We start from the raw sequence: 22,495 nt of genomic DNA, 5'->3' as shown, positions 1-22,495 counted from the left end.
CGGGCATGCGGGTCGGTGCCGTCATCATCACCATGGGCAACCGGCCCGAGGAGCTGCGGGCCCTGCTCGACTCGGTCGCCAAGCAGGACGGCGACCGGGTCGAGGTGGTCGTCGTCGGCAACGGCTCACCGGTCCCGGACGTGCCCGAGGGCGTGCGGACGATCGAGCTGCCGGAGAACCTCGGCATCCCCGGCGGCCGCAACGTCGGCACAGAGGCCTTCGGGCCCAGCGGCCGGGATGTCGACATATTGCTCTTCCTCGACGACGACGGGCTGCTCGCCCGCCACGACACCGCCGAGCTGTGCCGCGAGGCCTTCGCCGCGGACCCGGAGCTCGGCATCATCAGCTTCCGCATCGCCGACCCGGAGACCGGCGAGACCCAGCGCCGCCACGTGCCCCGGCTGCGTGCCTCGGATCCGATGCGCTCCTCGCGGGTCACCACCTTCCTGGGCGGCGCCAACGCCGTCCGCACCCGGGTGTTCGCCGAGGTCGGCGGGCTGCCGGACGAGTTCTTCTACGCCCATGAGGAGACCGACCTGGCCTGGCGGGCCCTCGACGCCGGCTGGATGATCGACTACCGGTCGGACATGGTGCTGTACCACCCGACGACCGCTCCCTCGCGGCACGCGGTCTACCACCGCATGGTCGCCCGCAACCGGGTGTGGCTGGCCCGCCGCAACCTCCCCGCGCCGCTGGTCCCCGTCTACCTCGGGGTCTGGATGCTGCTCACGCTGCTGCGCCGCCCCTCCCGCCCGGCCCTCAAGGCCTGGTTCGGAGGGTTCAGGGAGGGCTGGACCACTCCGTGCGGTCCCCGCCGTCCGATGCGCTGGCGCACGGTGTGGCGGCTGACCCGGCTGGGCCGGCCCCCGGTGATCTGAGAAGCTAGCTCTTACCCGAAGAGAGCAAGCTTCTTACCAGAGAGTCCGGATTTCCACTCGTGAGTCACACAACCCATGACGGCGGTGTCGCGGTGAACGCGATACCGCCGGTCGACGAGGGGCTGACGGCGGCGCAGCTCGCCGCCAAGTACGGGCTCGCCGTGAGCGGCGCCCGTCCCTCGCTGCCCAGTTACGTCCGCCAGCTGTGGGGCCGGCGCCACTTCATCCTCGCCTTCTCCCAGGCGAAGCTGACGGCGCAGTACAGCCAGGCCAAGCTGGGCCAGCTGTGGCAGGTGGCGACGCCGCTGCTGAACGCGGGGGTGTACTACTTCATCTTCGGCGTGATCCTGCACGCGAGCCGCGGCCTGTCCCAGGACGTGTACATCCCGTTCCTGGTCACGGGCGTGTTCGTGTTCACCTTCACGCAGAGCTCGGTCATGTCGGGTGTCCGGGCGATCTCCGGCAACCTGGGCCTGGTGCGCGCCCTGCACTTCCCGCGCGCCTCGCTGCCCATCTCCTTCTCGCTGCAACAGCTCCAGCAGCTGTTGTTCTCGATGATCGTCATGTTCGTCGTGGCGATGGGCTTCGGCAGCTACCCGAGCCTCGGCTGGCTGCTGATCGTGCCGGTCCTGCTGCTGCAGTTCCTGTTCAACACCGGGCTCGCGCTGATCGTGGCCCGCATGGGTGCCAAGACGCCCGACCTCGCCCAGCTGATGCCGTTCGTCCTGCGCACCTGGATGTACACCTCGGGCGTCATGTTCTCCATCAACAAGATGATGGAGGGCCGCTCGGAGATCGCGGTCCGGCTGCTCCAGGTCAACCCGGCCGCGGTCTACATGGACCTGATGCGCTACGCACTGATCGACGGCTACGGCGCCTCGAACCTGCCGCCGCACGTGTGGGCCATCGCGCTGTTCTGGGCCGTGGCCGTCTTCGCCGGCGGGTTCGTGTACTTCTGGAAGGCGGAGGAGAGGTACGGCCGTGGCTGAGCAGAACGACGGGGCCCGCGAGGACCGCCGCCCCACGGTCATCGCCGACGACCTGCACATCGTCTACCGCGTCAACGGCGCCAGGACCGGCAAGGGCAGCGCGACCGCCGCCCTCAGCCGGATGCTGAGGCGAGGCTCCGACGACGCGGCGCGCGGGGTGCGCAAGGTGCACGCCGTGCGCGGTGTGTCCTTCGTGGCCTACCGCGGCGAGGCCATCGGGCTGATCGGCTCCAACGGCTCGGGCAAGTCCACGCTGCTGCGTGCCATCGCCGGCCTGCTGCCCGCGGAGCGGGGCAAGGTCTACACCGACGGCCAGCCCTCGCTGCTCGGCGTCAACGCGGCCCTGATGAACGACCTGACCGGTGAGCGGAACGTGATCCTGGGCGGTCTCGCCATGGGTATGTCCCGGGAGCAGATCAAGGAGCGCTACCAGGAGATCGTCGACTTCTCCGGGATCAACGAGAAGGGCGACTTCATCACCCTGCCGATGCGCACGTACTCCTCGGGCATGGCCGCCCGGCTGCGCTTCTCCATCGCAGCCGCCAAGGACCACGACGTCCTCATGATCGACGAGGCGCTCGCCACCGGTGACCGCAAGTTCCAGAAGCGCTCCGAGGAACGCATCCGGGAACTGCGCAAGGAGGCCGGGACGGTGTTCCTGGTCAGTCACAACAACAAGTCCATCCGTGACACCTGCGACCGCGTCCTGTGGCTGGAGCGCGGTGAACTGCGCATGGACGGACCGACCGAAGAGGTCTTGAAGGAGTACGAGAAGTTCACGGGCAAGTAGCCCGTTTCGGCCAGGGCCCCGCCGGAAGCCGTCCGGCGGGGCCAGGCGTCCGCAAAGGAACCGTCAACTCCGTTTGGAGTGAGGAATCTTGACGCCAATCGGTGTGTTGTTGTGATGTGCAGGACACCCCGACGAACCTCGCTGCGTTGTACAACGTAAGCTGTACCGGTGCCGGAAAGCGGCAAGTGGGGCCATAATGCGCGACACCCCGCGCCAGGGCGACGCCGCCGATTGCCGGGCGGCGTGTCCGAAATACTGTGTATTGGGTCGGCAGTGTAGAACGGGAGATGTGACGGCAATGGCTACGGAAACTCCCCAGCTCAACGCAGCATGTGCCGTCCCCGCGCCGGGCAGCGCCCGATGACGGCCACCGGGACGGCGTCGGACCCGGAACGCGCCACCCTCGACAAGGCCACGAGCGAGAACTTCCCCGTGGCCCCCTTCTTCCTGCCCAGGGCCTGGCGCGACGACCTCATGGCCGTGTACGGCTTCGCCCGCCTCGTCGACGACATCGGCGACGGCGACCTCGCCCCCGGCGGCGCCGACGCCCGTCTCCTCGGCGTGTCGGCCGCCGAGGCCGAGGACCGGCTGGTCCTCCTCGACGCCTTCGAGACCGACCTGCGCCGCGTGTTCGACGGCACCCCGCGCCATCCGCTGCTGCGCCGGCTGCAGCCCACCGTCCGCCGTCGTGCCCTCACCCCCGAGCCCTTCCTCGGCCTGATCGCCGCCAACCGCCAGGACCAGCTCGTCGCCCGCTACGAGACCTACGACGACCTCCTCGCCTACTGCGAACTGTCCGCCAACCCCGTCGGCCGCCTGGTCCTCGCCGTCACCGGCACCTCCACCCCCGAGCGGATCCGGCTCTCCGACGCGATCTGCACCGCGCTGCAGATCGTGGAGCACCTCCAGGACGTCGCCGAGGACCTCGGCCGTGACCGGATCTACCTCCCGGCCACGGACATGAAGCGGTTTCACGTCCAGGAAACGGATCTTGGCGCAAAAATCGCGAGCGCATCGGTGCGCGCCCTGGTTGCATACGAGGCACAACGCGCCCGCGATCTGTTGAATGAAGGCGCCCCCCTGGTGGGTAGCGTCCACGGCAGGCTGAGGCTGCTGCTCGCGGGGTTCGTGGCGGGGGGAAGGGCGGCGATCCGGGCGATCGCCGCCGCTGAATACGACGTCCTTCCCGGCCCGCCCAAGCCCCGCAAGCTCCAGTTGCTGCGTGAGGCGGGCGCGATCCTGCGAGGAGAGGGGTGATCCGGACCGTGGATTCTCCGTCGCACGTGTCCGCACCGGTACTCGCCGCCTACAGCTACTGCGAGACCGTCACCGGGCAGCAGGCACGCAACTTCGCCTATGGCATCCGCTTGCTGCCCACGCCCAAGCGCCGCGCCATGTCGGCGCTGTACGCGTTCTCCCGGCGCGTGGACGACATCGGCGACGGCGACCTGGCCGACGAGGTCAAGCTGAAGCGGCTCGAGGACACCAGGGCGCTGCTCGCCCGGGTCCGCGAGGACCAGGTCGAGGAGGACGACACCGATCCGGTCGCCGTGGCCCTCGCCCATGCCGCGCGCGCCTTCCCGATCCCGCTCGGCGGCCTCGACGAGCTGATCGACGGCGTCCAGATGGACGTGCGCGGCGAGACCTACGAGACCTGGGACGACCTGAAGGTCTACTGCCGGTGTGTCGCCGGTGCCATCGGCCGCCTCTCGCTCGGCGTGTTCGGCACAGAACCGGGGGCGCGCGGCGCCGAGCGCGCGTCCGAGTACGCGGACACGCTCGGCCTCGCCCTGCAGCTCACCAACATCCTCAGAGACGTCCGCGAGGACGCGGCCGGCGGCCGTACCTATCTGCCCGCCGACGACCTCGCCAAGTTCGGCTGCTCGGCCGGGTTCGACGGGCCGACGCCACCGGAGGGTTCCGACTTCGCGGGCCTCGTGCACTTCGAAGTGCGACGGGCCCGCGCCCTTTTCGCCGAGGGCTACCGGCTGCTCCCCATGCTCGACCGGCGCAGCGGCGCCTGCGTGGCCGCCATGGCCGGCATCTACCGGCGGCTGCTGGACCGCATCGAGCGCGACCCGGAGGCCGTGCTGCGCGGCCGGGTCTCGCTGCCCGGACGCGAGAAGGCCTACGTCGCCGTACGCGGTCTGTCCGGTCTGGACGCCCGGCATGTGACCCGCCATGTCTCCCCGCGTTCCGTCAGGAGGCGCCCCTGATGGATCTCACCGAACCAGGAGACGTGCGACAGGCAACCCTGGGCAGCGGCGTGGCGTCCCTGACTGCGACGGCGGAGCGTGCACCGTTCAACCTGCACGCTCGGCACGTAGGGAAGGACGCACCATGAGCGACGGCTCACGCTCCGCACGGGCGCACGGCACCGCGGGCGAAGAGGGCGCGGCAGGCCGCCGTGCCGTCGTGGTCGGCGGTGGGCTCGCCGGGATCACCGCGGCCCTCGCGCTCGCCGACGCCGGCGTCCGCGTCACCCTGCTCGAAGGCAGACCCAGGCTGGGTGGTCTCGCCTTCTCCTTCCAGCGCGGCGACCTGACCGTCGACAACGGCCAGCATGTGTACCTGCGCTGCTGCACCGCCTACCGCTGGTTCCTGGAGAGGATCCAGGGCGCGGCGCTGGCACCGCTGCAGGACCGCCTGGACGTGCCCGTCGTCGACGTCGCCAAGCCCGAGGGCAGGCGGCTCGGCCGGCTGCGGCGCGACCCGCTGCCCGTCCCCCTCCACCTGGGGCGCAGCCTGGCCACCTATCCGCACCTCTCGCTCGCCGAGCGCGCCGCGGTCGGGCGGGCCGCGCTCGCGCTGAAGGGGCTCGACCTCGCCGATCCGGCCCTGGACACCCAGGACTTCGGCAGCTGGCTGGCCGCGCACGGCCAGTCGGCGCGCGCCGTCGAGGCCCTGTGGGACCTGGTCGGGGTCGCCACCCTCAACGCGGTCGCGGGCGACGCCTCGCTGGGGCTCGCCGCGATGGTGTTCAAGACCGGTCTGCTGTCCGACCCGGGCGCGGCCGACATCGGCTGGGCCCACGTCCCGCTGGGCGAACTGCACGACCGGCTGGCCCGCAAGGCGCTCGACTCCGCGGGCGTCCGTACCGAGGTCCGTACACGCGTCACCTCCGTCTCTACCAACGAAAACGGCACGTGGAGCGTTCAGGTTCCCGGCGAGAACCTGGAAACCGACGCCGTCGTCCTCGCCGTACCCCAGCGCGAGGCCCACGACCTGCTGCCGCCCGGCGCCCTCGACGCGCCCGAGCAGCTGCTGGACATCGGCACCGCGCCGATCCTCAACGTCCATGTCGTCTACGACCGCAAGGTGCTCGCGCGCCCCTTCTTCGCGGCCCTCGGCACCCCCGTGCAGTGGGTCTTCGACCGCACGGAGGCGTCCGGGCTGACCGAGGGTCAGTACCTGGCGCTGTCCCAGTCGGCCGCACAGGGGGAGATCGACCTGCCCGTGGCCGAGCTGCGCGAGCGCTATCTCCCCGAGCTGGAATGGCTGATCCCGGGTACCCGCGGCGCCGTGGTGAAGGACTTCTTCGTGACCCGGGAGCGCACGGCCACGTTCGCCCCCGCCCCCGGCGTCGGGCGGCTGCGGCCCGGCGCCCGCACCAAGGCCCCCGGCCTGTACCTGGCCGGAGCGTGGACCGCCACCGGGTGGCCCGCAACCATGGAGAGTGCGGTTCGCAGTGGAGTGAGCGCGGCCGATGCCGCCCTCAGCGCCCTGGGCCGGCCCCGCCCCCGCCACCTCTTCGAGTTCGAGGAGGCGGCGTGACGCCCGATCAGGAGCCCGCGGCAGGCCCCCGCACCCCCGGTACCGCAACAAGAGGAGAGACTGTGCCCACTGTGCCCCCGGCCTCGACGCCCGCCCCACGGGCCGCGGTGGATGTGACCGCGCTGCTGGAGCGGGGCCGGACCCTGGCCACTCCGGTCCTGCGTGCGGCCGTCGACCGGCTGGCGTCTCCCATGGACACCGTCGCCGCGTACCACTTCGGCTGGATCGACGCCGCCGGCAACCCGGCCGACGGCGACGGCGGCAAGGCCGTGCGTCCCGCGCTCGCCGTGCTCTCCGCCGAGGTCACCGGCGCCGCGCCCGAGGTGGGCATCCCCGGCGCCGTCGCCGTCGAACTCGTCCACAACTTCTCGCTGCTGCACGACGACCTGATGGACGGTGACGAGCAGCGCCGGCACCGCGACACCGTCTGGAAGGTGCACGGCCCCGCCCAGGCGATCCTGGTCGGTGACGCCCTGTTCGCCCTCGCCAACGAGATCCTGCTGGAGCTCGGGACCGTGGAGGCGGGCCGCGCCACCCGCCGGCTCACCACCGCCACCCGCGCCCTGATCGACGGCCAGGCGCAGGACATCTCCTACGAGCACCGCGACCGGGTCACCGTCGAGGAGTGCCTGGAGATGGAGGGCAACAAGACCGGCGCGCTGCTCGCCGCCTCCAGCTCCATCGGCGCGGTCCTCGGCGGCGCCGACGACGCCACCGCCGACGCGCTGGAACGGTACGGCTACCACCTCGGCCTCGCCTTCCAGGCCGTCGACGACCTCCTCGGCATCTGGGGCGACCCCGAGGCCACCGGCAAGCAGACCTGGAGCGACCTGCGCCAGCGCAAGAAGTCCCTGCCGGTCGTCGCCGCGCTCGCGGCCGGCGGCCCCGCCTCCGAGCAGCTCGGCGAGATCCTCGCCGCGGACGCCAAGAGCAGCGACTTCGAGAACTTCTCGGAGGAGGAGTTCGCGGCCCGCGCGGCCCTCATCGAGCAGGCCGGCGGCCGCGACTGGACGGCCGAGGAAGCGCGCCGTCAGCACACCATCGCCATCGAGGCCCTCGACGCCGTCGACATGCCCGGCCGGGTGCGCGAGGCCTTCACGGCGCTCGCCGACTTCGTCGTCGTACGAAAGAGATGATCACTATCGGCCGAACACGCCTCGCGTAGTCGCCGGCCGGTGTCCGAGGATCGACTCGAGGACACCGGCCGACGGCGGACCCACAGCAGCACGACTCGCACGACTGCACGAAGGGGAAGCCATGACAGCGACGACCGACGGAAGCACCGGGGCGACTGTGCCGTCCCGCGCTGCCGCGGCCAGCGAAACCACCGCCATCACCACCCCCGAGGCGGCCGGGGTACAAGAAGCCGCCGCACGCGCCGCCCGGCGCGCCACCGACTTCCTGCTCGCGCGGCAGGACGCCCAGGGCTGGTGGAAGGGCGACCTGGAGACCAACGTCACCATGGACGCCGAGGACCTGCTGCTCCGCCAGTTCCTCGGGATCCGCGACGAGCGGACCACCCAGGCAGCCGCGAAGTTCATCCGCGGCGAGCAGCGCGAGGACGGCACCTGGGCCACCTTCTACGGCGGGCCCGGTGAACTGTCCACCACCGTCGAGGCCTACGTCGCCCTGCGCCTGGCCGGCGACGCGCCCGACGAGGCGCACATGGCGAAGGCCTCCGCCTGGATCCGCGAGCGCGGCGGTATCGCCGCCTCCCGGGTGTTCACCCGGATCTGGCTCGCCCTGTTCGGCTGGTGGAAGTGGGAGGACCTGCCGGAACTGCCTCCCGAGCTGATCTACTTCCCCACCTGGTTCCCGCTCAACATCTACGACTTCGGCTGCTGGGCCCGGCAGACGATCGTGCCGCTGACCATCGTCTCGGCCAAGCGCCCCGTGCGCCCGGCCCCGTTCGCGCTGGACGAGCTGCACACCGACCCGGCGAACCCCAACCCGCCGCAGCCGCTCGCCCCGGTGGCCAGCTGGGACGGGCTCTTCCAGCGGCTCGACAAGGTGGTCCGCGGCTACCGCAGGGTCGCCGTGCGCAGACTCCGCAGGGCCGCGATGAACTCCGCGGCCCGCTGGATCATCGAGCGGCAGGAGAACGACGGCTGCTGGGGCGGCATCCAGCCCCCGGCCGTGTACTCGGTCATCGCCCTGCATCTGCTGGGCTACGACCTCCAGCATCCGGTGATCCGCGAGGGACTCGCCTCGCTGGACCGTTTCGCCGTCTGGCGCGAGGACGGCGCCCGGATGATCGAGGCCTGCCAGTCCCCCGTGTGGGACACCTGCCTCGCGACCATCGCGCTCGTCGACGCGGGACTGCCCGCCGACCATCCGCAGCTGGTCAAGGCGGCCGACTGGATGCTGGGCGAGGAGATCGTCCGGCCCGGCGACTGGGCCGTACGGCGTCCCCAACTTCCGCCGGGCGGCTGGGCGTTCGAGTTCCACAACGACAACTACCCCGACATCGACGACACCGCCGAGGTCTCCCTCGCCCTGCGCCGGGTCCGGCACCACGACCCCGAGCGCGTGGACCGGGCGATCGGGCGCGCGGTGCGCTGGAACCTCGGGATGCAGTCGAAGAACGGCGCGTGGGGCGCCTTCGACGCCGACAACACCAGCCCGTTCCCGAACCGGCTGCCCTTCTGCGACTTCGGCGAGGTCATCGACCCGCCGTCGGCCGACGTCACCGCGCACGTCGTGGAGATGCTCGCCGCCGAGGGGCTCGCCCACGACCCGCGCACCCGGCGCGGCATCGACTGGCTGCTCGCCGAACAGGAGCCGGACGGCTCGTGGTTCGGCCGCTGGGGCGTCAACTACGTCTACGGCACGGGCTCGGTGGTGCCCGCGCTGACCGCGGCCGGGCTGCCCGCCTCGCACCCGGCGATCCGGCGCGCCGTGGCCTGGCTGGAGAGCGTGCAGAACGACGACGGCGGCTGGGGCGAGGACCTGCGCTCCTACAAGTACGTGAAGGAGTGGAGCGGCCGCGGCGCCTCCACGGCCTCCCAGACCGCGTGGGCACTGATGGCGCTGCTCGCCGCGGGGGAGAAGGACTCCAAGGCCGTCGAGCGCGGCATCCAGTGGCTGGCGGACACCCAGCGGGAGGACGGCACCTGGGACGAGCCGTACTTCACCGGCACCGGCTTCCCCTGGGACTTCTCCATCAACTACCACCTGTACCGGCAGGTCTTCCCGCTCACCGCGCTCGGCCGGTACCTGCACGGCGACCCCTTCGAGCGCGGCCTCCTCGCCCGGAAACCGCTGCCCGAGGTGAAGGGGAGCTGACCTTGACCACCCAGCCCGCCCCGCCCCCGCTGCTGATCGCCTGCGCGCTCGGCATCGAGCACCTCGCCCTGCGCACCGGGGACAGGGGCGGGGCGGACGGGCCGGTCAGCTTCCTCCGTACGGGCATGGGCCCCCGTGCGGCGGAACGCTCCCTCACCCGGCAGCTCGCGGAACCGCCGCTGGCCGACGCGGCCGTACTGGCCACCGGATTCTGCGCCGGGCTCGCTCCCGGCATGCACCCCGGCGACCTGGTCGTCGCCGAGGAGACCCGTGACCCGCGCGGCGCCGTCGCCTGCGTGGGCACCGAACTGCTCGTCAAGGAACTCGTGCGCATCCTGCCCGGACGCACGGTCCACACCGGCCCGCTCACCGGCTCCGACCATGTCGTGCGCGGCCACGAGCGGTCCGACCTGCTCGCGACCGGCGCGATCGCGGTCGACATGGAGTCGGCGGCCACGCTCCTCACGGCCGTGCGCGGCCGTGAGCGCCCGGTCGCGGCCGTACGGGTGGTCGTGGACGCTCCCGAACATGAACTCGTCCGGATCGGCACGGTACGCGGTGGAATATCGGCCTTCCGTGTTCTTCGTTCCGTTCTTCCCGCATTTTTCGAATGGCACCGTTCTTTGCTGCTCCCCCGGAGGTGAGCCAGATGGCCATGCCGTTGCGTCAGACCGTCAAGGTCGCTACATACCTGCTCGAACAGAAGCTCAGGAAGAGGGACAAGTTCGCCCTTCTGGTCGAGTTGGAACCGCTGTTCGCGTGCAACCTCAAGTGCGAGGGCTGCGGCAAGATCCAGCATCCGGCGGGCGTCCTCAAGCAGCGCATGCCCGTCGCCCAGGCCGTGGGCGCGGTGCTGGAGTCCGGTGCGCCGATGGTGTCCATCGCCGGCGGTGAGCCACTGATGCACCCTCAGATCGACGAGATCGTACGCCAGTTGGTGGCAAGGAAGAAGTTCGTGTTCCTGTGCACGAACGCCCTTCTCATGCGCAAGAAGATGGACAAGTTCAAGCCCTCGCCGTACTTCGCGTGGGCCGTGCACATCGACGGGCTGCGCGAGCGGCACGACGCCTCGGTGGCGAAGGAGGGCACCTTCGACGAGGCGGTGGAGGCCATCAAGGAGGCCAAGCGGCGCGGCTTCCGGGTGACCACCAATTCCACCTTCTTCAACACCGACACCCCGCAGACCGTCATCGAGGTGCTGAACTACCTCAACGACGACCTGAAGGTGGACGAGATGATGCTCTCGCCCGCCTACGCCTACGAGAAGGCCCCCGACCAGGAGCACTTCCTCGGTGTGCAGCAGACCCGCGAGCTGTTCAAGAAGGCCTTCGCGGGCGGCAACCGCAAGAAGTGGCGGCTCAACCAGAGCCCGCTCTTCCTCGACTTCCTCGAGGGCAAGGTCGACTTCCCCTGCACGGCCTGGGCGATCCCGAGCTACTCCCTCTTCGGCTGGCAGCGCCCCTGCTATCTGATGAGCGACGGATACGTGTCCACGTACCGCGAACTCGTCGAGGAGACCGACTGGGACAAGTACGGCCGCGGCAAGGACCCGCGCTGCGCCAACTGCATGGCGCACTGCGGCTACGAGCCGACCGCCGTACTCGCCACGATGGGCTCCCTGAAGGAGTCCCTGCGCGCCGCGCGCGAGACGATGACGAGCGGAAAGCAGGGCTGACGCGATGACCGCCGTCCCCTTGGGCGTTCCCGAGGTACCGGCCCGGCCGGTCGCACCGCGGCGGCAGTCGCGGCAGATCCACGTCGGGCCGGTGGCGGTCGGGGGCGGAGCCCCGGTGTCGGTGCAGTCGATGACGACGACCCGTACGTCGGACATCGGCGCCACCCTGCAGCAGATCGCGGAACTCACCGCGTCCGGCTGCCAGATCGTCCGCGTCGCCTGCCCCACGCAGGACGACGCGGACGCCCTCGCCACCATCGCCCGCAAGTCACAGATCCCGGTGATCGCGGACATCCACTTCCAGCCGAAGTACGTCTTCGCGGCCATCGAGGCCGGCTGTGCGGCGGTCCGGGTGAATCCCGGCAACATCAAGAAGTTCGACGACCAGGTGAAGCAGATCGCGCGCGCCGCCAAGGACCACGGCACGCCGATCCGGATCGGCGTCAACGCCGGTTCGCTGGACCGGCGGCTGCTGCAGAAGTACGGCAGGGCCACTCCGGAGGCACTGGTCGAGAGCGCGCTGTGGGAGGCGTCGCTCTTCGAGGAGCACGACTTCCGGGACATCAAGATCTCCGTCAAGCACAACGACCCGGTCGTGATGATCGAGGCCTACCGGCAGCTCGCCGAGGCTTGCGACTACCCGCTGCACCTGGGGGTCACCGAGGCCGGCCCGGCGTTCCAGGGCACGATCAAGTCGGCGGTGGCCTTCGGCGCGCTGCTCTCGCAGGGCATCGGCGACACCATCCGCGTGTCCCTCTCCGCCCCGCCCGCCGAGGAGGTCAAGGTCGGCATCCAGATCCTCCAGTCGCTGGGCCTGCGGCAGCGGCGCCTGGAGATCGTCTCCTGTCCGTCCTGCGGCCGCGCCCAGGTGGACGTGTACAAGCTCGCGGAGGAGGTCACGGCGGGCCTGGACGGCATGGAAGTGCCGCTCAGGGTCGCGGTGATGGGGTGTGTGGTGAACGGTCCCGGCGAGGCCCGTGAGGCCGACCTCGGAGTTGCCTCGGGCAACGGAAAGGGGCAGATCTTCGTCAAGGGCGAGGTCATCAAGACCGTCCCCGAGTCGAAGATCGTGGAGACCCTCATCGAGGAGGCCATGAAGCTCGCCGAGCGGACGAGCCCCGCAGACGAATGAGTTGAGCACAGCACGGCACGGACCGAGAGGGGGCCCAGCGTGACCATTCTGGAGACCATCCGGACACCACGCGACCTGAAGGCGCTGTCCGAGGCGGAACTCGGCGAACTGTCCGACGAAATACGCGAGTTCCTGGTGCAGGCGGTATCGAGGACCGGCGGTCACCTCGGGCCCAATCTGGGGGTGGTGGAACTGACCATCGCGCTGCACCGGGTCTTCGAGTCGCCGGTCGACCGCATCCTGTGGGACACCGGTCACCAGTCCTACGTCCACAAACTGCTGACAGGTCGGCAGGACTTCTCCAAGCTGCGCGGCAAGGGCGGCCTGTCCGGCTACCCCTCGCGCGAGGAGTCCGAGCACGACGTCATCGAGAACAGCCACGCCTCCACCGCGCTCGGCTGGGCCGACGGCCTCGCCAAGGCCAACCAGGTGCAGGGGGAGAAGGGCCATGTGGTCGCCGTCATCGGCGACGGCGCGCTGACCGGCGGCATGGCCTGGGAGGCGCTGAACAACATCGCGGCCGCCAAGGACCGCCCGCTGATCATCGTCGTCAACGACAACGAACGCTCCTACGCCCCGACCATCGGCGGCCTCGCCAACCACCTGGCCACCCTGCGCACCACCGACAGCTACGAGAAGGTCCTCGCCTGGGGCAAGGACGTACTGCTGCGCACCCCGATCGTCGGGAACACCATCTACGAGTCCCTGCACGGCGCGAAGAAGGGCTTCAAGGACGCCTTCGCCCCGCAGGGCATGTTCGAGGACCTGGGCCTGAAGTACGTCGGCCCGATCGACGGCCACGACGTCAAGGCCGTCGAGTCGGCGCTGCGCCGGGCGAAACGCTTCCACGGCCCGGTCCTGGTCCACTGCCTCACCGTCAAGGGCCGTGGCTACGAGCCCGCCCTCGCCCACGAGGAGGACCACTTCCACACGGTCGGCGTGATGGACCCGCTGACCTGCGAGCCGCTCGCGCCCTCGGGCGGCCCCTCCTGGACCTCGGTGTTCGGTGACGAGATCGTGCGGATCGGCGAGGAGCGCGATGACGTCGTGGCGATCACGGCGGCCATGCTGCACCCGGTGGGCCTCGGCAAGTTCGCCGAGCGCTTCCCCGACCGCGTGTGGGACGTGGGCATCGCCGAGCAGCACGCGGCCGTCTCCGCCGCCGGCCTCGCCACCGGCGGGCTGCACCCGGTCGTCGCCGTCTACGCCACCTTCCTCAACCGCGCCTTCGACCAGCTGCTCATGGACGTCGCCCTGCACCGCTGCGGGGTCACCTTCGTCCTGGACCGGGCCGGCGTCACCGGCGTCGACGGGGCCTCCCACAACGGCATGTGGGACATGTCGGTCCTCCAGGTCGTCCCCGGTCTCAGGATCGCCGCCCCGCGCGACGCCGGCCAGCTGCGCGCCCAGCTGCGCGAGGCCGTCGCCGTGGACGACGCGCCCACCCTGGTCCGCTTCCCGAAGGAGTCCGTCGGCCCGGACATCCCCGCGGTCGACCGGGTCGGCGGCATGGACGTCCTGCACCGCGCCGAACGCCCCGAGGTGCTGCTGGTCGCCGTAGGCGTCATGGCCCCGGTGTGCCTGCAGGCCGCCGACCTGCTCCAGGCACGCGGCATCAACTGCACGGTGGTGGACCCCCGTTGGGTCAAGCCCGTCGACCCCTCGCTGCCGGGCCTCGCCGCCGAGCACCGGCTGGTGGCCGTGGTGGAGGACAACAGCCGTTCGGCCGGCGTCGGTTCTGCCGTGGCGCTGGCCCTCGGCGACGCCGACGTGGACGTGCCGGTACGGCGGTTCGGCATCCCGGAGCAGTTCCTCGCGCACGCCAAGCGCGGTGAGGTGCTGGCCGACATCGGTCTCACGCCCGTCGAGATCGCCGGGCGGATCAGTGCGAGCCTGGCCGTCAGGGACGCGGGCGGCACAGCCAAGGAGAATGAATGAGGACGGAGTTCGACCTCGGAGCCCTGCTCGCCGAGCGCGGAGCGGAACGCTACGAGCTGCACACCAGGTACCTCAATCCGCAGCTCCCGCGCATGCTGCACACCATCGGCTTCGACAAGGTCTACGAGCGGGCCGAGGGCGCCCACTTCTTCGACGCCGACGGCAACGACTACCTGGACATGCTCGCCGGCTTCGGGGTGATGGGCCTCGGCCGCCACCACCCGGTCGTCCGCAAGGCGCTGCACGACGTGCTCGACCTGGACCTCGCCGACCTCACCCGCTTCGACTGCCAGCCGCTGCCCGGCCTGCTCGCCGAACGGCTCCTCACCCACAGCCCGCACCTGGACCGGGTGTTCTTCGGCAACAGCGGCACGGAGGCCGTCGAGACGGCGCTGAAGTTCGCCCGCTACGCCACCGGCAAGCCCCGCGTCCTGTACTGCGAACACGCCTTCCACGGCCTGACCACCGGCTCCCTGTCGGTCAACGGCGAGAGCGGCTTCCGGGACGGCTTCGCCCCGCTGCTGCCCGACACCGCCGTGCCCCTCGGTGATCTCGACGCCCTGGCACGGGAGTTGCTGAAGGGCGACGTGGCCGCGCTGATCGTGGAGCCGATCCAGGGCAAGGGGGTGCACGAGGCCCCGCCCGGCTACCTGCGCGCCGCCCAGGAACTGCTGCGCAAGCACAAGGCGCTGCTGATCGCCGACGAGGTGCAGACGGGCCTCGGCCGCACCGGCGACTTCTACGCCTACCAGCACGAGGAAGGCGTCGAACCGGACCTGGTGTGCGTGGCCAAGGCGCTGTCCGGCGGATACGTCCCGGTCGGGGCCACCCTCGGCAAGGACTGGATCTTCAAGAAGGTCTACTCGTCCATGGACCGGGTCCTGGTCCACTCGGCGAGTTTCGGGTCCAACGCCCAGGCGATGGCGTGCGGCCTCGCCGTGCTGGCGGTCATGGAGAACGAGCAGATCGTCGCGGGCGTGCGCCGGACCGGCGAGCTGCTGAAGTCCCGGCTGACCGCGCTGACCGGAAAGTACGAGCTGCTCGCCGATGTCCGCGGCCGGGGCCTGATGATCGGCATCGAGTTCGGCCGGCCCTCCTCGCTGAAGCTGCGCAGCCGCTGGGCCATGCTCCAGGCCGCCCGCAAGGGACTGTTCGCCCAGATGGTGGTCGTACCGCTGCTGCAGCGGCACCGGATCCTCACCCAGGTCTCCGGCGACCACCTGGAGGTGATCAAGCTGATCCCGCCGCTGGTCCTCGACGAGGCGGACGTGGAGCGGTTCGTGGACGCGTTCACGGCCGTCATGGACGACGCACACAGCGGCGGCGGCCTGATGTGGGACTTCGGCAAGACCCTGATCAAACAGGCGGTGGCCAACCGCTGACACGACAGCGCTTACGGCCCGACCTCGTACCGCGGCGGCTTGACGTCCTTGACGCATCCGGTGTCCGGCGCGGCCGGATGGTCGAAGAAGGAGCGGGTGATCGCCTGCGCGCACGGCGACGCGGCGAACGTCACATGGGCGGTGTACGGGACCATGACGACGGTGGCCCGGCTCAGCGTCCGGGCGACGTACGGCCCGTTGCCGGCGCCCGTCTGGGAGTCGAAGCCGCCGGAGAGGGCCAGGACGGGGATGTCGCTGCGCGTGACGTCCCGGACCGAGCGCGGCGCCGCGGGGACGTTCCAGACGGCGCAGTCCGGGCGGAGGAAGGTGAGTTGCGGGGCCTGGGCCAGCACCGAGGCGGGGAACGAGGGGAACGCGGCCCGGCCGCCCCGGATCGCCTCGGCCCGGGTCTCGTACGGCACCCATTCGCCGCAGAAGACGCCGTACGCGAGCCCGTGGGGCACCCGTCCGACGGCCTGGGGGCTGAGCCTGCCGCCCGCCCACTGCCCGGCGATCCGCTGCGGCCTGCCGTGCGCCGGCTCGTCGAGCGAGCGCGGCACCCCGGCCGCCACATGGGTGGCGGGGGTCAGCCAGTTCACCAGCGCCCCACCGTCCAGGACGACCTTCACCGCGCCGGGCGGCCGGGCACCTCGACGGTCGTGGTGACCGGACGGGCCTCGAGCTCATGGACGAGGCGGTCGAAGGTGGCCGGCAGGCGCGGATAGCGGTGCTCGCACGCGGGCTGCGCGGCGCAGGCCCGGAACAGACCGTCGAAGCCCTGCCGGGCGCTGCCCCAGGTCAGGGCCGAGCCCGCCCTCGACGGCGGCAGGATGCCGTCGATGCCGACCGACCGGACTCCCTCGGGGTGCTACGCGCTGCGATCGATCCCGTCGGCCGTCAGACGGTCGCGGCACTCCTTCACCGCGGTCAGCAGGAGCCGCCGCGTCGAGGGGGCGTCGTACCGGAGCCCCACGGCCGCCGCGGAGAACCGGTCCAGCTCCGGGCAGGCGAGATGCGGCTGGGCGTGCAGATTCCCGCGCTGGGCCATGACGATCGGCCCCCGGTCCCGGTTCAGGCCGGCGTCGACGAGAAAGGGGATGTCGTCGAACGCGTCGCCACCGGAACCGCCGGACATGAACACCACGCGGTCCGCGGCGGGCCTGTCCGACGTGGCCGGAATGACCGCCACCGCCAGCCGTACGGGCGCCGGCCAGGGCGGGCGCGGTTCTCCGGGACCTCCAGGACACCGCAGCGTGCGGAGCGCAGCGCGGCGCTCGGCTCGGGCGTCCTGGGGCAGGGGCCGGACACGAACCGGGACACGGTCACCGGCCGGGAACTGGCGGCGGCCCGGACATCGGCTGACGTCACACTGCCCAGAGCCGTACCGCCCGCCGCGAGGAAGAGCAGACCGGCAGTGGCCGCCGCCGCACCGGTGATCTGGGCGGATCGCACCTTTGGACCATAACGGGACCGGTGAACACGCGCATACGGAGCAGGATCGTCCGCAGCGGCGTCAGGGGGCTGCCCGTCCCGAGCGCGGTGGGGCCGGCCACGGGGCGGCGATGCCCGCCACTTTGCCTCAGAGGCAAGAAAATTGCCCCACAGGCAAAGCTGGGGCTGAATGGAGGCATGAACGCCTCAGATGCCGGGCCGCCGGCGGGCCCGGGCGACGAACTGCCCGCGGTCGCACCGCAGCTGCGGGCGCTGCGTCGGCGCGCCGGCCTCACCCTGGAGGCCGCGGCCCGCGCCGCCGGACTCTCACCGGCCCATCTGTCCCGGCTGGAGACCGGACACCGGCAGCCGTCGCTGCCGATGCTGCTGGCCCTCGCCCGTATCTACGGTACGACCGTGTCCGAACTGCTCGGCGAGACGGTCGCCGACCGGGACGCGATCGTGCGGGCCGGGGACATGGAGCCGACCCGGGCGGGCGGATGGACGTACTTCCAGGCCGGGGCGCCGGGCCGCGGCATGCAGGCCCTGCGCGTGCGCGTGCCGTACGGCTCGCAGGGCGACATCGTGCGCGTCCACCCCGGCGAGGAGTGGCTCTACGTCCTCCGGGGCCGGCTGCGGCTGCGCCTAGGTGACACCGCGCACCTGCTCGCGCCCGGCGACAGCGCGCACTTCGACTCGCTCACCCCGCACCGCCTCGCCGCCGAGGACCACGGCGGAGTCGAGCTGCTGTTCGTCCACACCCTGCTGCAGAGCCCCACGGCCACGCTGTGCCTGGGGCCGCTGACCGGAGAGCTGCCATGAGCGACTTCGAGACCAAGTTCCCCCGCTCGCTGTGGATCCGCCTGATCATCTACATCGCCCTCGGCCATGTCCTGGCCGGCTTCCTCTACCTGCTGTTCGCGATCGGCGCGAAATGACACGCCCGGACCCGGGGCACGAGCGGGCCCCGGCCGCCGTCGCCCGCGGTCAGTCCAGCAGACGCTCGCGCAGCACGGCACGGGACGCCGGGGTCAGGCCGAGGCCCCGCTCCAGGTAGGTGTCCACTCCGCCCCAGGTCTCCTCGATGGTCTCGAACGCCGCCCGGAGGTACTCGGCGCGGGCGTCGAAGAGCGGGCTGAGCAGCTCCATGATCTCCGGGGTGTACGCGGTGTCCGCGCTGCCGTTGCGGCGGACCTTGTAGCGCCGGTGCTTGGCGTTGGACTCCAGGTAGTCCGCGAGGATCGCCTCCCGCTCCACACCGAGCGCGAGGAGCGTCACGGCCATGGAGATGCCCGCGCGGTCCTTGCCCGCCGCGCAGTGCATCAGGGCGGGCACGCTGTCCTCGGCGAGGGCGTGCAGAACCCGGGCGTGCTCGGCGGTGCGGTCCCTGACGATCGTCCGGTACGACGCGATCATCCGGGCCGCGCCCTTGCCGTCGTCGAGGATCGCGCGCAGCTGGTCGAGGTCGCCGTCGCGGACCATCTTCCAGAACTCGGCGCCGTCCGCCGGGTCGCTCAGCGGCAGGTTCACATTGCGCACGCCGGGCAGCTGGACGTCCGGGCCCTCCAGCTTCTGGTCGGCCGCGTTGCGGAAGTCGAAGATCGTGTGCAGGCCCAGGGAGGCGAGGAACGCCGCGTCCTCCTCGGTCGCGTGCGCCAGGTGCCCGCTGCGGAACAGCACGCCGCACCGCACCCGCCGTCCGTCCGTGGTGGGCAGCCCGCCCACGTCACGGAAATTGCGCACTCCGGCCAGCTCCGGCTCGGTCGACGGGACCTGCTGCGTCACGGGGGCTCCTCCCGGTCGGGCCCCGCCGTCGCGGCTCGTCGGCGGGCACTCCGTCGACCATACGACATCGGTTTCCTCGGGCAAGGAGTTGTCCACAGGCATTGTCACCAGGGCCCATGCACCTGATGATGTTTGTACTTGAGCGGATCTGTTGGCGCCTGTGAGGTATTTCGTGGTGGACATCGCCGAAGACGGTCGTACCTGGCTCCTGTCGGGGCCCACCAGTGGCTACGCCCTGCATCTCACCGACGCGGACGAGCTGCTCCACCTGCACTGGGGGCCACGCATCGCCCTGCCGGACGCGGAGGCCCTGGCCAAGGACCCGCTGCCCGGCTACTGGCCCTTCGAGTCCCCGCTCGACGGCCGCGAGGAGTACCCGGTCGAGGGCGGCCCCCGCTTCGTGCGTCCCGCACTGTCCGTGCGCACCGACGAGCGCCGCGGCACCGAGTGGCGTTTCGTGTCGTACGAGACCGAGGGCGAGGAGCTGCGGCTGCGCTTCGACGACGACGGCCTCGCCATCACCCTGCACTACCGGATGCGCGATGACGTCGTCGAGCGCTGGGTCACCGTGGCGAACGGCACACACGCGCGCGTGGAGCTGCTGCGCGCCGACGCGGCCACCTGGACGCTGCCCGACCGCGACGGCTGGCGGCTGTCCCAGCTGCACGGCCGCTGGGCCGCCGAGTCCCTGCTCACCACCGCCCCGCTCACCTACGGCGAGAAGGTCATCGGCAGCCGCCGCGGCCACACCGGCCACCAGCACCTGCCCTGGGTGGCGCTCGACACCGACGCCACCGAGGAGCGCGGCGAGGTCTACGGCTGCGCGCTCGGCTGGTCCGGCTCCTGGCGCATCGCGGTCGCCCAACTCCCGGACGCGCGCGTGCAGATCACCGGCGGCGCCGGCCACGACGACTCGGGGCTGCTGCGCCTGGAGCCGGGGGAGTCGTACACCACTCCCGTCTTCGCCGGGCTGTGGAGCGACGGCGGATTCGGCGGCGCGAGCCGCAGCTGGCACGCCTACCAGCGTGCGTACGTCATCCCGGACGCCGAGCGGAACCGGCCGGTGCTCTTCAACTCCTGGGAGGCGACGAACTTCGACATCTCCGAGGAGCAGCAGCTCGCGCTCGCTCGCCGGGCCGCCGGGATCGGCGTGGAGCTCTTCGTCGTGGACGACGGCTGGTTCGGCGCCCGCACCAGCGACCGCGCCGGCCTCGGCGACTGGACGCCCAACCCCGACCGCTTCCCGCACGGCCTGAAGCCACTGGCCGACCAGGTGCACGCCCTCGGCATGCAGTTCGGCATCTGGGTCGAGCCCGAGATGGTCAACCCGGACAGCGACCTGTACCGCGCCCACCCCGACTGGGCGCAGTACCAGACGGGGCGCAAGCGGACGGAACTGCGCAACCAGCTCGTCCTCAACCTCGCCCGCGTGGACGTCCAGGAGTACCTCTGGGAGCAGCTGGACGCGCTGCTCTCCAGCGCGCCGATCGACTATGTGAAGTGGGACTTCAACCGCTGCTTCACCGACGCGGGCTGGCCCGGCGAGCCGTACCCGCAGCGCCTGTGGGTGGACCACGTCCGGGCCTTCTACGCCCTGCTGGACCGGCTGCGCGCGGCCCACCCGCAGGTCGCCTTCGAGTCCTGCTCGGGCGGCGGCGGCCGGATCGACCTCGGCGTCATGAGCCGCACCGACCAGGTGTGGACCTCCGACAACACCGACCCGCTCGACCGGCTCGCCATCCAGCACGGCTTCAGCCAGATCCACCCCGCCCGGGTCATGGCCGCCTGGGTCACCGACAGCCCGAACACCCAGCTCAACGGCCGGGTCAGCTCGCTGCGCTTCCGGTTCGTCAGCGCCATGGCGGGCGTGCTCGGCGTCGGCGGCGACCTCACCGAGTGGACCGACGAGGAGCTGTCCGAGGCCCGCCGGTGGGTGGAGCTCTACAAGGAGATCCGCCCGGTCGTCCAGCACGGCGAGCTGCACCGGCTGCGGCCCCCGGGCGGCGGGCTGAGCGCCGTGCAGTACGTCCGCGGGGAGGAGACGGTGGTCCTCGCCTGGCTCCAGGCGCAGAGCTACGGCGAGCCGGTGCCGGCGCTGCGCCTGCGTGGGCTCGACCCGACGGCGTCGTACGAATGCCGTGACACGGGTGAAGTGCACCGAGGTGCCGTCCTGCTGCACCACGGGCTGCGCACGGGGCTCAAGGGTGACCTGGACGCGACGGTTCTCCGGCTGCGCCGCATCTGAGATCTCTGCCCGAACGGGCGCCCTCGTCCCACTCGCTGCGGAAGCCACACACTCAACCCGCCCCCCACCAGGCCTATTCCTGGATTGGCAAATTATTTAAGAGTGTCACATCTCACCGTTCGTCAACCCTTCCTTACGGTCGCGTAGGTCACATCCGAAGGTGAATCATGGTCCGACGTGGCAGACGATTCGAAGAGTGACAACACATCAGTGATCGGGTCGTACGTGGCGGTGGGGGACAGCTTCACCGAGGGCGTCGGCGACCCGGGGCCCGACGGGGCGTTCGTCGGCTGGGCCGACCGGTTCGCGGTACTGCTCGCCGACCGGCGGCCCGAGGGCGACTTCAAGTACACCAATCTCGCGGTCCGCGGGAAGCTGCTCGACCAGATCGTGCAGGACCAGCTCCCCAAGGCCGTCGAACTGGCCCCGGACCTGGTCTCCTTCTGCGCCGGCGGCAACGACATCATCCGGCCCGGCACCGACCCGGACGAGGTGGCCGAGCGCTTCGAGCGGGCCGTGGTCCGGCTGGCCGAGGCAGCCGGCACGGTCATGGTGACCACCGGCTTCGACACCCGTGGCGTCCCCGTGCTCAAGCATCTGCGCGGCAAGATCGCCACGTACAACGGGCACGTCCGCGCCATCGCGGACCGGTACGGCTGCCCCGTGCTCGACCTGTGGTCCCTGAAGTCCGTGCAGGACCGCAGGGCCTGGGACAGCGACCGGCTGCACCTCTCGCCCGAGGGGCACACGCGCGTGGCCCTGCGCGCCGGTCAGGTCCTCGGTCTGGAGGTCCCGGCCGACCCCGAGCAGCCGTGGCCGCCGCAGCCGCCCCGGGGCACCCTGGAGATCCGCCGCGACGACGTCCACTGGGCCCGCGAGTACCTGGTCCCGTGGATCGGCCGCCGACTGCGCGGCGAGTCCTCCGGCGACCATGTGACGGCGAAGGGCACCCTGTCGCCCGACGACATCAAGATGCGCATCGCCTCGGTGGCCTGACCCGCACCGACGTGCCCCGCGCCGGGTGGCCCGCGGTGCGGGGCACGGTCGCGCGCGGCTCGTGCCCTGCGGCGAGGTGGTGCCGGACCGCTGGGGAAGCGTGTGGCGCGGAGACGTCCGGACGCGCCCGTGACCACCCCGCCGCCGGCGCCCTGCCCGACGGTGCGGCCCGGGTCCTGTCGTCAAGCTCCCGAG

Annotated in this window: 21 protein-coding genes; 18 read left to right on the top strand and 3 right to left on the bottom strand. The window is 71.3% G+C overall.

From position 1 onward, the window contains the following. Nucleotides 1-5: 5 nt before the first annotated feature. From FB563_RS37305 to FB563_RS37245, 14 genes are all read left to right on the top strand, one after another. Nucleotides 6-878, top strand: coding sequence for a glycosyltransferase family 2 protein (locus FB563_RS37305; protein WP_055704405.1), 873 nt, complete (start codon nt 6-8; stop codon nt 876-878). A 59-nt stretch (nt 879-937) separates the two neighbouring features. Beyond that, complete coding sequence (locus FB563_RS37300; RefSeq protein ID WP_055704406.1) at nt 938-1,867, top strand: ABC transporter permease; 930 nt, start codon at nt 938-940, stop codon at nt 1,865-1,867. Beyond that, nucleotides 1,860-2,657, top strand: coding sequence for an ABC transporter ATP-binding protein (locus tag FB563_RS37295; protein ID WP_055704407.1), 798 nt, complete (start codon nt 1,860-1,862; stop codon nt 2,655-2,657). The genes FB563_RS37300 and FB563_RS37295 overlap by 8 nt, the downstream gene beginning before the upstream one ends. A gap of 360 nt (nt 2,658-3,017) precedes the next feature. Continuing rightward, nucleotides 3,018-3,914 (top strand): squalene synthase HpnC, encoded by an 897-nt coding sequence (hpnC, locus tag FB563_RS37290; protein WP_055704408.1) that lies wholly within the window; start codon nt 3,018-3,020, stop codon nt 3,912-3,914. Beyond that, on the top strand, nt 3,911-4,873 hold the full coding sequence (gene hpnD / locus FB563_RS37285; protein WP_055704409.1) for a presqualene diphosphate synthase HpnD: 963 nt from the start codon (nt 3,911-3,913) through the stop codon (nt 4,871-4,873). Before hpnC ends, hpnD begins: the two co-directional genes overlap by 4 nt. Then, a complete protein-coding gene (locus FB563_RS45670; protein ID WP_411573166.1) occupies nt 4,873-5,001 on the top strand; it encodes a DUF6380 family protein in 129 nt (42 codons plus the stop codon). The genes hpnD and FB563_RS45670 overlap by 1 nt, the downstream gene beginning before the upstream one ends. Continuing rightward, complete coding sequence (gene hpnE, locus FB563_RS37280) at nt 4,998-6,431, top strand: hydroxysqualene dehydroxylase HpnE (protein ID WP_055704410.1); 1,434 nt, start codon at nt 4,998-5,000, stop codon at nt 6,429-6,431. The genes FB563_RS45670 and hpnE overlap by 4 nt, the downstream gene beginning before the upstream one ends. Beyond that, on the top strand, nt 6,428-7,567 hold the full coding sequence (locus FB563_RS37275; RefSeq protein ID WP_079048553.1) for a polyprenyl synthetase family protein: 1,140 nt from the start codon (nt 6,428-6,430) through the stop codon (nt 7,565-7,567). The genes hpnE and FB563_RS37275 overlap by 4 nt, the downstream gene beginning before the upstream one ends. Before the next feature lie 121 nt (nt 7,568-7,688). Continuing rightward, entirely contained in the window at nt 7,689-9,716 is a 2,028-nt protein-coding gene (shc, locus tag FB563_RS37270; RefSeq protein ID WP_055704412.1) for a squalene--hopene cyclase, read from the top strand. 2 nt (nt 9,717-9,718) lie between these two features. Continuing rightward, entirely contained in the window at nt 9,719-10,360 is a 642-nt protein-coding gene (locus FB563_RS37265) for a phosphorylase family protein (protein ID WP_055704413.1), read from the top strand. Between the two features lie 5 nt (nt 10,361-10,365). Further along, on the top strand, nt 10,366-11,391 hold the full coding sequence (hpnH, locus tag FB563_RS37260; RefSeq protein ID WP_055704414.1) for an adenosyl-hopene transferase HpnH: 1,026 nt from the start codon (nt 10,366-10,368) through the stop codon (nt 11,389-11,391). Between the two features lie 4 nt (nt 11,392-11,395). Then, complete coding sequence (ispG, locus tag FB563_RS37255; protein ID WP_055704415.1) at nt 11,396-12,523, top strand: flavodoxin-dependent (E)-4-hydroxy-3-methylbut-2-enyl-diphosphate synthase; 1,128 nt, start codon at nt 11,396-11,398, stop codon at nt 12,521-12,523. Nucleotides 12,524-12,562: 39 nt separating this feature from the next. Further along, nucleotides 12,563-14,461, top strand: coding sequence for a 1-deoxy-D-xylulose-5-phosphate synthase (dxs, locus tag FB563_RS37250; RefSeq protein ID WP_055704416.1), 1,899 nt, complete (start codon nt 12,563-12,565; stop codon nt 14,459-14,461). Then, nucleotides 14,458-15,843, top strand: a complete 1,386-nt coding sequence (locus tag FB563_RS37245; protein ID WP_055704417.1) for an aspartate aminotransferase family protein — start codon at nt 14,458-14,460, stop codon at nt 15,841-15,843. Before dxs ends, FB563_RS37245 begins: the two co-directional genes overlap by 4 nt. 11 nt (nt 15,844-15,854) lie before the next feature. Here FB563_RS37245 and FB563_RS44630 read toward each other — a convergent pair whose 3' ends face one another. Both FB563_RS44630 and FB563_RS44625 read right to left on the bottom strand, forming a co-directional pair. Then, nucleotides 15,855-16,442 carry an alpha/beta hydrolase gene (locus FB563_RS44630; RefSeq protein WP_234357590.1) on the bottom strand — a complete coding sequence of 196 codons (588 nt, stop codon included), beginning with the start codon at nt 16,440-16,442 and terminating at the stop codon, nt 15,855-15,857. Between the two features lie 269 nt (nt 16,443-16,711). Next, nucleotides 16,712-16,978, bottom strand: a complete 267-nt coding sequence (locus FB563_RS44625; RefSeq protein ID WP_234357591.1) for a hypothetical protein — start codon at nt 16,976-16,978, stop codon at nt 16,712-16,714. A 494-nt stretch (nt 16,979-17,472) separates the two neighbouring features. On the opposite strand from FB563_RS44625, the gene FB563_RS37235 reads away from it, so the two are divergent. After that, the gene (locus FB563_RS37235; protein WP_055704420.1) at nt 17,473-18,096 is read left to right on the top strand and encodes a helix-turn-helix domain-containing protein; all 624 of its coding nucleotides are present in this window, start codon (nt 17,473-17,475) and stop codon (nt 18,094-18,096) included. Continuing rightward, a complete protein-coding gene (locus tag FB563_RS37230) occupies nt 18,093-18,212 on the top strand; it encodes a DUF6126 family protein (RefSeq protein ID WP_055704421.1) in 120 nt (39 codons plus the stop codon). The genes FB563_RS37235 and FB563_RS37230 overlap by 4 nt, the downstream gene beginning before the upstream one ends. A 49-nt stretch (nt 18,213-18,261) precedes the next feature. Here the strand turns inward: FB563_RS37230 and FB563_RS37225 are convergent, their stop codons facing one another. Further along, nucleotides 18,262-19,059, bottom strand: coding sequence for a tyrosine-protein phosphatase (locus FB563_RS37225; protein ID WP_055704422.1), 798 nt, complete (start codon nt 19,057-19,059; stop codon nt 18,262-18,264). Between the two features lie 172 nt (nt 19,060-19,231). Here FB563_RS37225 and FB563_RS37220 point away from each other — a divergent pair, with 172 nt between their 5' ends. Both FB563_RS37220 and FB563_RS37215 read left to right on the top strand, forming a co-directional pair. Continuing rightward, the gene (locus tag FB563_RS37220) at nt 19,232-21,304 is read left to right on the top strand and encodes an alpha-galactosidase (RefSeq protein ID WP_055704423.1); all 2,073 of its coding nucleotides are present in this window, start codon (nt 19,232-19,234) and stop codon (nt 21,302-21,304) included. A 210-nt stretch (nt 21,305-21,514) separates the two neighbouring features. Beyond that, the gene (locus FB563_RS37215) at nt 21,515-22,300 is read left to right on the top strand and encodes an SGNH/GDSL hydrolase family protein (RefSeq protein ID WP_055704424.1); all 786 of its coding nucleotides are present in this window, start codon (nt 21,515-21,517) and stop codon (nt 22,298-22,300) included. The last annotated feature ends 195 nt before the right edge of the window (nt 22,301-22,495 follow it).

This window comes from Streptomyces puniciscabiei (assembly GCF_006715785.1).
In the GTDB taxonomy this organism is placed as follows: domain Bacteria; phylum Actinomycetota; class Actinomycetes; order Streptomycetales; family Streptomycetaceae; genus Streptomyces; species Streptomyces puniciscabiei.
The sequence above is the reverse complement of the archived record's forward strand: the minus strand, read 5'-3'. Positions and strand labels throughout refer to the sequence as shown.